The 14,812-nt window shown below is 62.2% G+C and carries 8 protein-coding genes; 4 read left to right on the top strand and 4 right to left on the bottom strand.

Annotated features, from left to right (window positions below):
- The first annotated feature begins 24 nt into the window (after positions 1 to 24).
- The 4 genes from P2T68_RS21010 (at position 25) to P2T68_RS20995 (ending at position 8,905) form a co-directional block, all read left to right on the top strand.
- Positions 25 to 2,013: an alpha-1,4-glucan--maltose-1-phosphate maltosyltransferase gene (locus P2T68_RS21010; RefSeq protein ID WP_024075165.1), complete on the top strand. Its 1,989-nt coding sequence runs from the start codon at positions 25 to 27 to the stop codon at positions 2,011 to 2,013.
- A 92-nt stretch (positions 2,014 to 2,105) separates the two neighbouring features.
- Positions 2,106 to 5,453, top strand: a complete 3,348-nt coding sequence (treS, locus tag P2T68_RS21005; protein ID WP_150294061.1) for a maltose alpha-D-glucosyltransferase — start codon at positions 2,106 to 2,108, stop codon at positions 5,451 to 5,453.
- The gene (gene glgB, locus P2T68_RS21000) at positions 5,450 to 7,687 is read left to right on the top strand and encodes a 1,4-alpha-glucan branching protein GlgB (RefSeq protein ID WP_102624225.1); all 2,238 of its coding nucleotides are present in this window, start codon (positions 5,450 to 5,452) and stop codon (positions 7,685 to 7,687) included. Before treS ends, glgB begins: the two co-directional genes overlap by 4 nt.
- Before the next feature lie 51 nt (positions 7,688 to 7,738).
- Positions 7,739 to 8,905 (top strand): GGDEF domain-containing protein, encoded by a 1,167-nt coding sequence (locus tag P2T68_RS20995; protein ID WP_024075168.1) that lies wholly within the window; start codon positions 7,739 to 7,741, stop codon positions 8,903 to 8,905.
- A 3-nt stretch (positions 8,906 to 8,908) separates the two neighbouring features.
- Here P2T68_RS20995 and P2T68_RS20990 read toward each other — a convergent pair whose 3' ends face one another.
- From P2T68_RS20990 to lhgO, 4 genes are all read right to left on the bottom strand, one after another.
- Entirely contained in the window at positions 8,909 to 11,095 is a 2,187-nt protein-coding gene (locus P2T68_RS20990) for a GAF domain-containing protein (protein WP_102624223.1), read from the bottom strand.
- A 172-nt stretch (positions 11,096 to 11,267) separates the two neighbouring features.
- Positions 11,268 to 12,119 carry a CAP domain-containing protein gene (locus P2T68_RS20985; RefSeq protein ID WP_024075170.1) on the bottom strand — a complete coding sequence of 284 codons (852 nt, stop codon included), beginning with the start codon at positions 12,117 to 12,119 and terminating at the stop codon, positions 11,268 to 11,270.
- An 81-nt stretch (positions 12,120 to 12,200) separates the two neighbouring features.
- Positions 12,201 to 13,526 (bottom strand): MFS transporter, encoded by a 1,326-nt coding sequence (locus P2T68_RS20980; RefSeq protein WP_102624222.1) that lies wholly within the window; start codon positions 13,524 to 13,526, stop codon positions 12,201 to 12,203.
- 57 nt (positions 13,527 to 13,583) lie between these two features.
- The gene (gene lhgO, locus P2T68_RS20975; RefSeq protein ID WP_024075172.1) at positions 13,584 to 14,777 is read right to left on the bottom strand and encodes an L-2-hydroxyglutarate oxidase; all 1,194 of its coding nucleotides are present in this window, start codon (positions 14,775 to 14,777) and stop codon (positions 13,584 to 13,586) included.
- Positions 14,778 to 14,812: the final 35 nt, after the last annotated feature.

The raw sequence follows: 14,812 nt of genomic DNA, 5'->3' as shown, positions 1-14,812 counted from the left end.
CAGGGCGTAAGGGGAAGATGCTCGATGACTGCTGAAACACTGGCTCCAAAGGAATCCTTATTGCCGTTGTCCCAGGCGCTGTTGTTGCCCAGGATCGCGATTGAAAGCACCACCCCCGTGATTGATGGCGGCGAATTTGCCGTAAAGGCCGTGGTGGGCCAGCGTGTCAATGTCACCAGCAAGGTGTTCGCCGATGGGCACGACAAGCTCGCCGTGCTGATCCGCTGGCGTGCGTTGCACGAAGAAAGCTGGCACAGCGTGGTCATGGCCGATGTGGGCAACGATGGCTGGGAGGGTGCTTTTAGCGTCGTCCAGCAGGGGCCCCACGAGTATTGCATCGAAGCCTGGATCGATACCTTCGCCAGCTTCTGCTACGAACTGCGCAAGAAACACGAGGCCGGGGTGCCGGTCAGCCTGGAGTTGCAGGAAGGCCGCAGCCTGGTGTTGCAGGCCGCCGAACGCAGTGACAACGAGCTGCGCGACCGCCTGATGCTGCTGCACCACGAACTCTCCGGCCTGCTGGAAACCGAGCAGGTCGCGCTGTTTTTGCACGAAGACAGTGCGCATCTCATGACCCAGGCCGACCACCGCGCCTACTTGAGCATCAGCACCGTATACCCGATCGATGTGGAGCGCGAAGCCGCACAATTTGCCAGTTGGTACGAACTGTTTCCCCGTTCGATCACCGACGATCCCGCACGCCACGGCACCTTCAATGATGTGCACTCGCGGCTGTCGATGATCCATGACATGGGCTTCGATGTGCTGTACTTCCCGCCGATCCACCCCATCGGCCGCAGCCACCGCAAGGGCAAGAACAACGCGCTCACGGCCGGCCCGGATGATCCAGGTAGCCCCTACGCGATCGGCAGCGAGGAGGGCGGCCACGAAGCCATCCACCCGCAACTGGGCAGCCGCGATGACTTTCGCCGCCTGGTCAAGGCCGCCGCCGAGCATGGTTTGGAAATCGCCCTGGACTTTGCCATCCAGTGCTCCCAGGACCACCCCTGGCTCAAGCAGCACCCAGGCTGGTTCAACTGGCGCCCGGACGGCACGATCAAATACGCGGAAAACCCGCCGAAAAAATACCAGGACATCGTCAACGTCGACTTTTACGCCGCCGATGCCATCCCCGGCCTATGGACCGAGCTGCGGGACATCGTGGTCGGTTGGGTGGAAGAGGGCGTGAAGACCTTTCGCGTCGACAACCCTCACACCAAGCCGCTGCCGTTCTGGCAATGGCTGATCAGTGATGTCAGGGCCAAGCACCCGGAAGTGATCTTCCTCGCCGAAGCCTTCACCACCCCCGCGATGATGGCGCGCCTGGGCAAGGTCGGATACTCCCAGAGCTACACCTATTTCACCTGGCGTAACACCAAGGCCGAACTGAGCGAGTACCTGACGCAGTTGAACCAGTCACCGTGGCGCGAATGCTACCGGCCGAACTTCTTCGTCAATACGCCGGACATCAACCCAGGCTTCCTGCATGAGTCCGGGCGTCCGGGCTTCTTGATCCGCGCCGTGTTGGCCAGCATGGGCTCGGGGCTGTGGGGCATGTATTCAGGTTTTGAACTGTGCGAAGCCGCGCCGGTACCGGGCAAGGAAGAATACCTGGACTCGGAGAAGTACGAGATCCGCCCACGGGACTTCACCGCGCCGGGCAACATCATTGCCGAGATCGCCCAGCTCAATCGCATCCGCCGACAGAATCCGGCGTTGCAGACCCACTTGGGCCTGAAGCTGTACAACGCCTGGAACGACAACATCCTGTACTTCGGCAAGCGCAGCGAGGACGGCAGCAACTTCATCCTGGTGGCAGTCAACCTCGACCCCTTCAACGCGCAGGAAGCCCATTTCGAGTTACCGCTCTGGGAGCTGGGCCTGCCGGACGATGCGCAGATCCAGGGTGAAGACTTGATGAACGGCCATCGCTGGACCTGGTACGGCAAGAACCAGTGGACGCGGCTGGAGCCGCAGATGCCGTTCGGGATCTGGCGTATCACCACCTCCTGAGCCTGGCGAAGATCAACAGCTGGGAGGGGGCAAGCCCCTCCCACCTTGACCGCGTTCAGTTTGCAAGAATTTCAGTATTTCAGGAGTTTCCAATGGCGAAGAAACCCAAGGCTGCCACCTTTATCAAAGACCCGCTCTGGTACAAGGACGCGGTGATTTACCAGGTTCACGTCAAATCCTATTTCGACTCCAATAACGACGGCATCGGTGACTTTCCCGGGCTGATCGCCAAGCTCGACTACATCGCCGACCTCGGTGTGAACACCATCTGGCTGCTGCCGTTCTACCCTTCGCCACGCCGTGATGACGGCTATGACATCGCTGAATACCGTGGCGTGCACAGCGACTACGGGACCATGGCCGACGCCAAGCGCTTTATCGCCGAAGCCCATAAGCGCGGGCTGCGGGTGATCACCGAGCTGGTGATCAACCACACCTCCGACCAGCACCCCTGGTTCCAGCGCGCGCGCAAGGCCAAGCCCGGCTCGGCGGCTCGCGACTTCTACGTATGGTCCGATGACGACCAGAAATACGATGGCACGCGCATCATCTTCCTCGACACCGAAAAGTCCAACTGGACCTGGGACCCGGTCGCCGGCCAGTACTTCTGGCACCGCTTCTATTCCCATCAGCCGGACCTCAACTTCGACAACCCGCAGGTCATGAAGGCCGTGCTGTCGGTGATGCGTTACTGGCTGGACATGGGGATCGACGGCCTGCGCCTGGACGCCATCCCGTACCTGATCGAGCGTGACGGCACCAACAATGAAAACCTGCCGGAGACCCACGACGTCCTCAAGCAGATCCGAGCCGAAATCGACGCCCATTACCCTGACCGCATGCTGCTCGCCGAAGCCAACCAGTGGCCGGAAGACACCCAACTGTACTTCGGTGACAAAAAGGGCGATGACGGTGATGAATGCCATATGGCCTTTCACTTTCCATTGATGCCGCGCATGTACATGGCCCTGGCCCAGGAAGACCGCTTCCCGATCACCGACATCCTGCGCCAGACCCCAGAGATCCCCGCCAACTGCCAATGGGCGATCTTCCTGCGCAACCACGATGAGCTGACGCTGGAGATGGTCACCGACAAAGAGCGCGACTACCTGTGGAACTACTACGCAGCCGACCGGCGTGCGCGGATCAACCTGGGCATTCGCCGGCGCCTGGCGCCCTTGATGGAGCGCGATCGCCGTCGTGTCGAGTTGCTCAACAGCCTGCTGTTGTCGATGCCCGGCACGCCGACCCTGTATTACGGCGATGAAATCGGCATGGGTGACAACATCTACCTCGGTGACCGCGATGGCGTGCGCACGCCGATGCAGTGGTCCATCGACCGCAATGGCGGCTTCTCGCGCGCCGACCCGGCCAGCCTGGTGCTGCCGCCGATCATGGACCCGCAATACGGCTACCTGTCGGTCAACGTCGAAACCCAGGCCCAGGACCCCCACTCATTGCTCAACTGGACCCGGCGCATGTTGGCGGTGCGCAAGCAGTCCAAGGCGTTTGGCCGCGGCAGCTTGAAGATGCTCTCGCCGAGCAACCGCCGCATCCTCGCCTATACCCGTGAATTCACCGGCGACGATGGCCGCACGGAAATCATCCTGTGCGTGGCCAACGTATCGCGTAGCGCCCAGGCCGCGGAGCTGGACCTGTCGGCCTTTGCCGGCATGGTGCCGGTGGAGATGCTCGGCGGGAATGCCTTCCCTCCGATCGGCCAGCTTAATTTCCTGCTGACCCTGGCGCCGTATGGCTTCTACTGGTTTGTGCTGGCAGCGGAAAACCAGATGCCCAGCTGGCACGTGGAACCGGCGCAGAGCATGCCGGACTTCACCACCCTGGTGCTGAAAAAACGCATGGAAGAATTGCTGGACGCCCCTTGCCGCGCCAGCCTTGAACAACAGGTGCTGCCGGCGTGGCTGCCGAAACGGCGTTGGTTCGCCGGCAAGGACACGGCCATCGACAGCGTGCACATCGCCTACGGCGTGCGTTTCGGCGACCCGGAGCACCCGGTGTTGCTCAGCGAGATCGATGTGACCAGTGGCGGCCAGGTCAGCCGTTACCAGTTGCCCTTCGGCTTCCTCGGCGAAGACCAGTTCACCAGCGCCTTGCCGCAGCAATTGGCCCTGGCCCGTGTACGCCGGGTGCGCCAGGTGGGACTGGTCACCGATGCCTTCAGCCTAGAGCACTTTATTCGCGCGGTGATCCAGGGCCTGCAGGCCGGCAGCGTGCTCAACTCCAGCGAGGGCGACCTGCGCTTCGAGGCCACTTCCCATCTGGCACCCTTGCAGTTGGCCGAGGACGCCCAGGTACGCTACCTGGCCGCCGAGCAGTCCAACAGCTCGGTGGTGGTCGGCGAGAGCCTGGTGCTCAAGCTGATCCGTAAAGTCAGCGCCGGGGTACACCCGGAGCTGGAGATGAGTGCCTACCTGACCGCCGCTGGATACCCGAATATCTCGCCGCTGCTGGGGTCGGTGATTCGCCGCGATGCGGCCGGTGACGACAACCTGCTGATGATTGCCCAGGGTTACCTGAGCAATCAGGGCGATGCGTGGAGCTGGACCCAGAATAATCTGGAGCGCGCGATTCGCGACGAACTCGCCGAGGCCATCTCCGAACAGGAGCAGCACTACAACGCCCTGGGTGAACTGGCGGACTTCGCCGGGTTGCTCGGCAAGCGCCTGGGGGAAATGCACCTGGTACTGGGAGCGCCCACCACGAACAAGGACTTCAAGCCCGAAGCCACCACGGTCAAGGACACCCAAGCCTGGGCCAAGGATGTGGGGGCGCAGATCGACCGCGCCCTGCAATTGCTCAAGCTGCATCAACACCAATTGAACCCGGCCGATCAGGCGCTGGTCAGTGCTTTGCTGGACCACAAAAAAGCCATCGCCAGCCACGTACTGACCCTGGCCAAGGCCACGGTGGGTGGCCTGCGGATCCGCGTGCATGGTGACTTGCACCTGGGCCAGGTGCTGGTGGTCAAAGGCGATGCCTACTTGATTGACTTTGAAGGGGAGCCGGCGCGGCCGCTGCATGAACGCCGCGGCAAGCACAGCCCCTATAAGGATGTGAGTGGCGTACTGCGGTCGTTTGATTACGCAGCGGCCATGGCCCTGAATGGACAGGGGGTCGATCACTCGCCCGAAGCGGATACCGCCCGCAAGCGGGTGACCGACCGTTACCTGAACGAGGCGCGCCAGGCATTTATCCAGGCTTATCAGGCAGCCACGGCTACACTGGGCCATGACTGGCAGGATGCCAAAGGCCAGGACGCGGCGCTGACGTTGTTCAGCCTGGAGAAGGCCGCGTACGAAGTGGCCTACGAAGCGGAAAACCGCCCGACCTGGTTGCCGGTGCCCTTGCAGGGCTTGCATGGCCTGCTGAGTGGGCTTACACCTAAATCGAAAACTGCACGCGGTGGGGAGACGTCATGAGCTTTACGAGTAAAGAACCGCTGCAACCGAAGTTGACAGCAATGCCGGCGTCCAAGGACGTCGAAGCGCTGGTGCGCGCCGAGCACCACGACCCCTTTTCCATTCTGGGGCCCCATGATGACGAGCAGGGCGGGCAGTTTATCCGCGCGTTCCTGCCGGACGCCTTGAGCGTCCAAGTGTTGAGCAAAGAGGGCGGCGAGCCCCTCGCCACTCTGGAGGCGAACCAGGTGCCTGGGTTGTTCGTCGGGCATCTCGCGACACGCCAGCCTTATGTGCTGAAGATCCAGTGGGCCGGCGGTGAGCAGATCACCGAAGACCCGTACAGCTTCCAGCAATTGCTGCTGGGGGAAATGGACCTGTACCTGTTTGCCGAAGGTAATCACCGCGACCTCAGCAGTTGCCTGGGCGCCCAGGTGACCACGGTCGATGGCGTGCCGGGCGTGCGCTTCGCCGTATGGGCACCGAACGCGCGGCGTGTCTCGGTGGTGGGCGACTTCAATATCTGGGACGGTCGCCGCCACCCGATGCGCCTGCGTCATCCGTCGGGCGTGTGGGAGATTTTTATCCCGCGCCTGCAAGCGGGTGCGGCGTACAAGTACGAGATCCTCGGCGCCCACGGTATCTTGCCGCTCAAGGCTGACCCGATGGCCCTGGCCACCCAACTGCCGCCCGACACCGCGTCCAAGGTCGCCCCGCCGTTGCAGGTGGATTGGCAGGACCATGAGTGGATGCAGGCGCGCACAGAGAAGCAGCAGCCCACCGCGCCGCTGTCGATCTACGAATTGCATGTGGGCTCCTGGCAGTGCGAGCTGGACGAAGCCGGTGAAGTGGCGCGTCAGTACGGTTGGCGCGAGCTGGTCGAGCGTTTGATTCCGTATGTGCAGCAACTGGGGTTTACCCATATCGAACTGATGCCGATCATGGAGCACCCGTTTGGCGGTTCCTGGGGCTACCAGGCGTTGTCGCAGTTCGCACCGAGTGCCCGATTTGGTTCGCCGGAAGATTTCGCGTATTTCGTCAACGCCTGTCACCAGGCCGATATCGGCGTGATCCTCGATTGGGTGCCGGCGCATTTTCCGACCGATACCCATGGCCTGGCGCAGTTCGACGGCACCGCCCTGTACGAGTACGCCAACCCGCTGGAAGGCTTCCACCAGGATTGGGACACGCTGATCTATAACCTGGGCCGCACCGAAGTCCACGGCTATATGCTGGCGTCGGCGCTGCACTGGCTCAAGCATTTCCACGTCGATGGCCTGCGCGTGGATGCGGTGGCCTCGATGCTCTACCGCGACTATTCGCGCAAGGCCGGCGAGTGGGTGCCCAACCGCCATGGCGGCCGCGAGAACCTGGAAGCCATCGACTTCCTGCGCCACCTCAACGACGTGGTGGCCCTGGAAGCTCCGGGGGCACTGGTGATTGCCGAAGAGTCCACCGCCTGGCCCGGTGTCAGCCAGCCCACCCAACAGGGCGGCCTGGGGTTCAATTACAAATGGAACATGGGCTGGATGCATGACTCCCTGCATTACATTCAGCAGGACCCGGTGTACCGCGCCCATCATCACAACGAGCTGAGCTTCGGCCTGGTCTACGCCTGGTCCGAACGCTTCATCCTGCCGATCTCCCATGATGAGGTGGTACACGGCAAGCACTCGCTGATCGACAAGATGCCCGGCGACCGCTGGCAGAAATTCGCCAACCTGCGCGCCTACCTGAGTTTCATGTGGATGCACCCAGGCAAGAAGCTGTTGTTCATGGGCTGCGAATTCGGCCAGTGGCGCGAGTGGAACCACGATCAGCAACTGGATTGGTACCTGCTGCAATACCCGGAACACCGGGGGGTACAGAAGTTGGTGGGCGACTTGAACCGCCTGTACCGCGAGGAGCCCGCGCTGCACGAGCAGGATGACGCGCCCCAGGGGTTCCAGTGGCTGATCGGCGATGACGCGATCAACAGTGTGTACGCCTGGCTGCGCTGGAGCAAAGACGGCAAGCCTGTGCTGGTGGTGGCCAACTTCACCCCGGTGCCACGTGAGGGATACAAGGTGGGCGTGCCGTTTGCCGGGCGTTGGAGCGAAGTGATCAACAGCGATGCCGACACTTACGCCGGCTCCAATTACGGCAATGGCGGTGGCGTGTTTACCGAAGATGAACCGCGCCACGGACAACCGGTGTCGTTGTCGTTGAATCTGCCGCCGTTGGGGGTGCTGATTTTGCGTCCGCAAGCCAGTTAAAGGCTCTACCGCACTGGATTCAGTTGTCCGCGCTAGTGGCAGGATGCCACAATGGCATCTTTGTTGCGGCAGTCGAATCGGGCGGGTTTCATGAATGGCCTTGGGCGTAGTCAGGACGAGGATTGCTTTATAGAAGAGCAGGTGCGAACTGACCGTTTGCACCAGCTGTTTCGCCAATCTTTTGCTGCGATTTTCGGCAGTTACTTCGCTGCCGTCATGCTCTGCTGGGTGTGCTGGGATCGCTTCGATCATCAGGTCATGATGGTCTGGCTGCTGGTGTTGGCGGCTTCGTCGCTGCTGCGGGTCAAGATGTTCATGGACTGGTTTCGCTGCCCCGGCAGCGAACGCACCCCGGACCGCTGGGAGCGGCGTTATTGGATCACCCTGTGCCTGTCTGCCGGCGTCTGGGGCGTTGGAGCCTTTGCGGTGATGCCCACCGACGATCGGCTGTCCCAGACCCTGGTCATCCTGTTTACCGTGGGCATGTCCGTCAGCGCCGTGTCCTGTTACTCGGCCTATCGCTACATGACCATGGCCTCGGTTGGCCTGGTACTGTTGCCGTCGACGCTGTGGCTGCTGTTCCAGCCATCGCCGATGCAGGTGGGGATGGCGCTGGCCGTGCTGGTGTTCTCATCGTTTGTGGTCAGCGCCACGCGTAAAATGTCCGACGCCCTGGAGAAAGCCTTTCGTCTCACCCGCGAGATGGAGCGCGCCCACACGATTTCCACCCACGCCGCACAGACCGACGAATTGACCGGCCTGATGAACCGCCGCGCATTTTTCGAACATGCCCAACAGTTGTACGCGCAGTGCCGGTATCACCAGCAGCCCCTGTGTGCGCTGATGCTGGACATGGATCACTTCAAGCAAATCAACGACACCTATGGCCACCAGGCGGGGGACCAAGTGTTGCGCCAGATCGGTGGGGTGATCAGCGCCTCGTTTCGCCAGGCCGACGTCTATGGTCGGCTGGGCGGGGAAGAGTTTGCGGTGCTGCTGCCCAACACGTCATTGGAAACCGCGCTGGATATCGCCGAGCAGTTGATCAAGGCGATCGCCGGCCTGGCATCGGACCCGGTCCAGGGCTTGACCGCCAGCCTCGGGGTGGCGTCGACCCACAACCAGGATCAGGACCTGCACGGCCTGATGAATACCGCTGACAAGGCGCTGTACCGCGCCAAGGCCCTGGGCCGCAATCAAGTGGCCGTGGCGGAGTAGGGCTCAGTCCTTGAGCATTGCCTTGGCCAGCACTTGCGCCACTTGGTCGGCGGAGTAGGGCTTGGCCAGGAATGCAAACCCTTCATAGCCGTTGTCTGCCAGCTCGTCGCTGTAGCCAGAGGTCAGCACCACGGGCAAGTCCGCGCGGCGCTGACGCAAGACCTTGGCCATCGCCACGCCGGTCATGCCGGGCATGACCACATCCGAGAAAATCGCATCGAATGCCCTGGCATCCGGGCCGGCCAGGGCCAGTGCCTGTTCGGCATCGGTGACCCAGGTGGTCTGGTAACCCAGGTCCTGAAGGATCTGGTTGGCGAAACGGCCAACCTCCAGGTTGTCCTCGACAATCAGGATATTGCGCAGGGTGCTGGTGTCGAAGGGTGTCGGCTCGGCGGGGGCGGGCTCGTTCCCGGTCAGCTGCGGTTCCGCTTCGGGCAGGTAAAGCGTAAATACCGTGCCCTCGCCAAGGGTGCTGGCCACATCGACGTTACCGCCGGACTGCTTGGCGAAACCGAACACCTGTGACAAACCGAGGCCGGTGCCTTTGCCGACGGCCTTGGTGGTAAAAAACGGCTCGAAAATGCGCTCCAGAGTGTCGCCGGCAATACCGCTGCCCGTGTCGGCCAGGGACACCGCCACAAACGGCTGGCGCGATTCGGCATCGCCGCGGATACGCGGCAAGGCGGGCAGGCGCGCGACGCTCAGGGTCAGGGTGCCTTGGCTGTCCATGGCATCGCGGGCGTTGAGGGCGATATTGATCAATGCCGCTTCAAACTGGCTGGAGTCCACCCGCACATGGCAAGGCTGCTCGGGCAGGTTGACGCGAACCTGAATGCGCGCGCCGGTCACGCTTTCCAGCATTTCAGCGATGTTCTGCACACGCTGGCCTACGTCGAAGACTTCCGGATTCAACGGTTGGCGGCGGGCAAAGGCGAGCAGCTGGCTGGTCAGCTTGCTGGCGCGTTCCACCGTGTCGGAAACCGCGCTCATATAGCGTTGGCGGCGTTCCTCGGAGAGCCCGGGTTGGCGCAGAAAGTCCACCGACGAACGAATGATGGTCAATAGATTGTTGAAGTCATGAGCGACACCCCCCGTCAATTGGCCGATGGCTTCGAGTTTTTGCGACTGACGCAGGGCGGCTTCGGTTTGCGTCAACAGCCGTGTACGTTCTTCCACCCGTTGTTCCAGGGTGGCGTTGAGCTCTGTGAACGCGGCCAGGCCTTCGCGCACGGCGGCGTTGGCGCGTACGCGTTCGATATGCGCCCACGAACGCTCGGTTACCTCGCCCAACAACGCCAGGTCATAGGCTGACCAGTCCCGCTCGGTCTTGTTGTGCACGGCCATCAGGGCGGTCAAGCGACCGTTCTTGATCAGCGGCATGCAGATCGTGGCCGCTACGCCCAGCGCCTGGAAACTCAGGGATTCATGGGCGGGCAGTTCGACCAGGTGATTGCGGATCACCAGCGGCTCACCGGCGCGCAGATGCTTGACCGCCGTGTGCCCGAACGCCTTGAGGCTGTAGTGCCCGGTGATGCTGGGCGAACCGGGTGCGGTCCAGTTGTCGCGGATGGTGAAGCCGTCTTCGTCGGCGTCCATATCGGCGTAGGCACAAATGGACACCTGCAGGTGCTGCGCCAGCAGGCGGGTGGTGGCCGTCATGATGGTTTCGGCGTCGGTGGCGTTGGCCACCGCGTTGCCGATGGCATCCAGCACCGTCAGGCGGCGAGAGAGGAACACCGTTGCGGTGGTTTCCGTCACGGTGTCGAGCATCCCCACGACCCGCCCCTTAGGGTCACGGATCGGGCTGTAGCAGAACGTGAAATAGGCCTGTTCCGGCGTGGCGCTGCGCTCGATCACCAAGGGGAAGTTTTCGATATAGGTGGCATGGCCCTCGAAGGCGGCGTCGGCGATGGGACCGATCTCATCCCAGGCTTCGCTCCAGATTTGGCTGAACGGGCGGCCCAAGGCATAGGGTTTATTGCCGAGTATGGGGACAAACGCGTCGTTATAGAGCGTGATCAACCGAGGCCCCCAAATGATGGCTTGGGGGAAGCTGGAAGCGAGGCACAGGGCAACGGTGGTCTTCAATACATCCGGCCACAGCTCAATTGGCCCGAGGGTCGTACTGGCCCAATCATGCTGGCGAATCCGCTCAGCCATGTCGCTGCTGCTTTGCAGCCAATTCATCATTGGGAAAACACCTTGTCTGCCAGAGTCTTATAGCGCGCCCGAACGTGACAGGCGCCAAGCTACTGACCCGGTTAATCGCCGCCAGTTCAGCGCAAGTATCCCTTAGATGGCGATTTGATGCTGCCCCTGTTTGAACGCGGCACGAGCGTCGGCGGGGGCCGCTGCCCAAACCTTATTGCGAGCCGAATAAACCGGTCCAGTAAATCCCGGCATCGCTCTTCGGATCCATCGCATAGGCGGCGCCCAGTTCGCGAAACTGCGGGTTCATCAGGTTGGCGCAATGGCCGGGGCTGGCGAGCCAGCCATCCACCACCTTGCGCGGCGTGTCGAGGCCGGCGGCGATGTTTTCCCCGATGTTCTTCGCGATATACCCGGCCAGTTCGGCGCGGTCGCCTGGGGTGCGGCCGTCAGGGTCGAGGTGATCGAAGAAATTGCCGTTGGCCATGTTGCGTGCATGGCTGTTGGCCGCATCGGCGAGGTTGGCGTTCCACGACAACGGGGTGGTCGCGTTAAAGGCCTGGGTGCCACACTGGCGCGGTTGTTCACGGGCGGCGTTGATCAGGTTCAGCAGTTGCTTGCCCTCGGTCTGCCAATCGCCCCGGCCGCTGGACAGCAGGGGGCGGGCGAGTACGATGCGCCAATCCTGGCCGTTGTTGCTCACGCCGATGTCGACGAACTGCGGGTCCAGGACCACGCGGCAGAAGCTTTCACGCACAGCCTTCATGGCCGCCTGGGCATCCTTGGGGCCGGACAGGCTGATGGCTTGCACATTCACCATCGGGTACGCCGCCCGTGCCAGCGCCTGTTGCAGGTCGCCGACATTGCTGGCGGGCAACACCAGCCGCGTATCGTTGGCCAGCGGCGGCAGTTCCTGGGAACCCTGGTCACCGCAGCGTTGCACCTGGCTGCGGTACGCGTTGATCTGTTGTACCAACTGACTTTCTTCATTCGCCATCGCGCTGGCGCAGAACACTACACTGGCGGCCAGCGTCGTAAGACCCATCATCAATGACAGAACGCGCATGGACGTTACCCTTGAACTTGAAAGTGCCCATGATGCGCGATGTGGGGGCGTCCATGCACCCGTTGGTCCGAACTTTTTTCCTCAGTTTTTGAATGCCGAGTGTTTACGACCCTGGTCGCACAAGGCAAACACCACCACCAGCAGCGCGGAAATGGCGAGGATAATCACCACGCCATCGGTGGAGTGGGTCGCTGATGCTGCCACCATCGACAGTGCGCCCAGCGGGGCCAGGCCGCCCGCGATGGCGGTGCCGATTTCGCGCCCGGTACCGAAACCCGAAGAGCGGGTCTGGGTGGGGAACTGTCGGCTCAGGAACGAGCCCTGAGGTGCAAACATCATGGGCGCGAGGAGGCCGGTACCGACGCCGATGGCGATGTAGATCATCAGGTTTTCACCTGTGTTGAGCAGGGCCAGGAACGGGTAGGCGAACAGCAGCGAGAGCAACCCGCCCAGTATCAGCACGGTCTTGCTGCTCCACTTGTCGCACAGCCAGCCGAAGCAGGGCACGGCGACGATGGCAATCAGGCTGGCAATGGTCACCGACAGCGAGGTGACGTGGACATCCACGCCCTTGAACTGGGTCAGGTACGCCAGGGAGAAGGTCTTGAAGATGTAGCTCAGGGCGTTGTAGCCAATGGCCACGAAAAACACCACGGCCAGGCCCTTCAGGTCGTTCTTGAACAAGGCTTTGAGAGGCGACGCCTTGGCCTTGCTCGCTTCCTGGCTCAGTTCCTTGAACTGCGGGGTTTCCGGAATGCTGTTACGCACCCACAGGCCCACACCCACCAGGACGATGCTGCAGATGAACGGAATGCGCCAACCGCCGGCCAACAGGAACTCGTTGCCGTTGATCGTCAGCAGGTACACGGTGAGCGACGACAGCAACAAACCGAGGTTCAGGCCCAGGGCCGGCCAGGCGCCCTGGCTGCCGCGTTTACCCTGCGCCGCGTGTTCATAGGAGGTGACCGCCGCCCCTGACAGCTCGGCGCCTGCGCCCAGGCCCTGGATGATGCGGATAAACACCAGCACGATCGGCGCCCAGATGCCGATGGAGGCATAGCTGGGAATCAGGCCGATCAGCGTGGTGCACACGCCCATCAGGCAGAAGGTCAGCACCAGCACTTGCTTGCGGCCGAACTTGTCGCCCAGGTAGCCAAACAGGATGCCGCCAAACGGGCGAGCGATGAAGCCGATGGCAAAGGTGGAGAAGGCCATCAGCGCGGCGGCTTTAGGGTCGCTGTTATCGAAGAAGATCTTCGAGAACACAATCGCCGCCATGGTGGCGTATAGGTAAAAGTCGTACCACTCCAGCATCGAGCCAAAGATGGTGGCGGCGGCGACTTTGCGCAGGCGCTTGCGGGTTTGTGCGGGCGTTTCGGTGCCGGGGATGGAGGCAGATGCCGTCATGCTGGACTTCCTTCTGGGTCTTTGTAGTTATTGTCAAATGGACGTGTATTGCAGGGGTTACTCGGGCTTGAACAGGCGGTCGGCGATCATGGCGCCGATTGGCATGGCTGACGTGGCGGCCGGCGAGGGCGCGTTGCAGACGTGGAGCATTCGTGGGGTCTGGGCGAACAGGAAGTCGTGCACCAGGCTGCCGTCGCGCATCACTGCCTGGGCGCGGATGCCGGCCTCGTAGGGCAGCAGGTCGTCGAGGGTCAGCGATGGGCAGTACTTGCGGCACTGCTCCAGGTAGCCGGACTTGAACAAAGAATTCTTCATCTCGGCGGTGCCTGAACCGAGGTTTTGCCAGAGGGTTTTCCAGAAACCGGGGAAGCTGGCGTACTGCGCCACGTCACGCCAGTTCACCGAGAACTTGCGGTAGTTCTCACGGCCCAGGCCCAGCACCGCATTGGGGCCGACGGTCACACTGCCGTCGATCATGCGCGTCAGGTGCACACCGAGGAACGGCAGCTCCGGGTCGGGAATCGGGTAGATCAGGTGGTTGACGATGTTGTTTTTCGCCGCCGGCAGACGAAAGTATTCGCCGCGAAACGGGATGATCTGGTGGTCGATCCTGACCCCGGCCAGGCGCGCCAGGCGGTCTGACTGCAAGCCTGCGCACACCACCAGATGGCGTGCTTGCCAGGTTTCGCCGCGGGTGCTGACGGTGACTTTGTCGCTGTCCTCGTGGATGGCCGTCACGGTGCGCTCCAGGCAGATCTCCCCCCCGCTGCGGCGGATGACCTGGGCCATGGTTTCGCATACCTGGCGGTAATCGACGATGCCGGTGGCGTCAAGAAACAGCCCCCCCAGGCCGACGATGTTCGGTTCGCGTTGGCGCAACTGGTCCGCGTCCAGGCGCTCGACCTTCATGCCATTGAGTTGGGCGCGGGCATACAAGGCTTCCATCCGCTGCATTTCCAACGGGCTGGACGCCACCAGCAGCTTGCCGCATACCTCGAACTTGATCCCGTGTTCGGTGCAGAACTGTTTGGTGGCTTCGGCGCCGCGCTTGCACAGGTCAGCCTTGAGGCTGCCTGGCGCGTAGTAAATGCCTGCGTGGATCACGCCGCTGTTATGGCCGGTCTGGTGTTTGGCCAGCACGGGCTCTTTTTCCAGGATCACCAAAGACGCGCCGGGCTGGCGCTTGAGCAGCTCCATTGCCGTGGCCAGGCCGACGATGCCGCCGCCGATGATGCAAAAGTCGTGAATCATTGCGTGGGGGACCTCACAGTGCACATTTCAGTCTG

Origin of the sequence: Pseudomonas sp. G11 (genome assembly GCF_029457515.1) — a bacterium.
Lineage (GTDB): Bacteria > Pseudomonadota > Gammaproteobacteria > Pseudomonadales > Pseudomonadaceae > Aquipseudomonas > Aquipseudomonas gorinensis.
The sequence above is the reverse complement of the archived record's forward strand: the minus strand, read 5'-3'. Positions and strand labels throughout refer to the sequence as shown.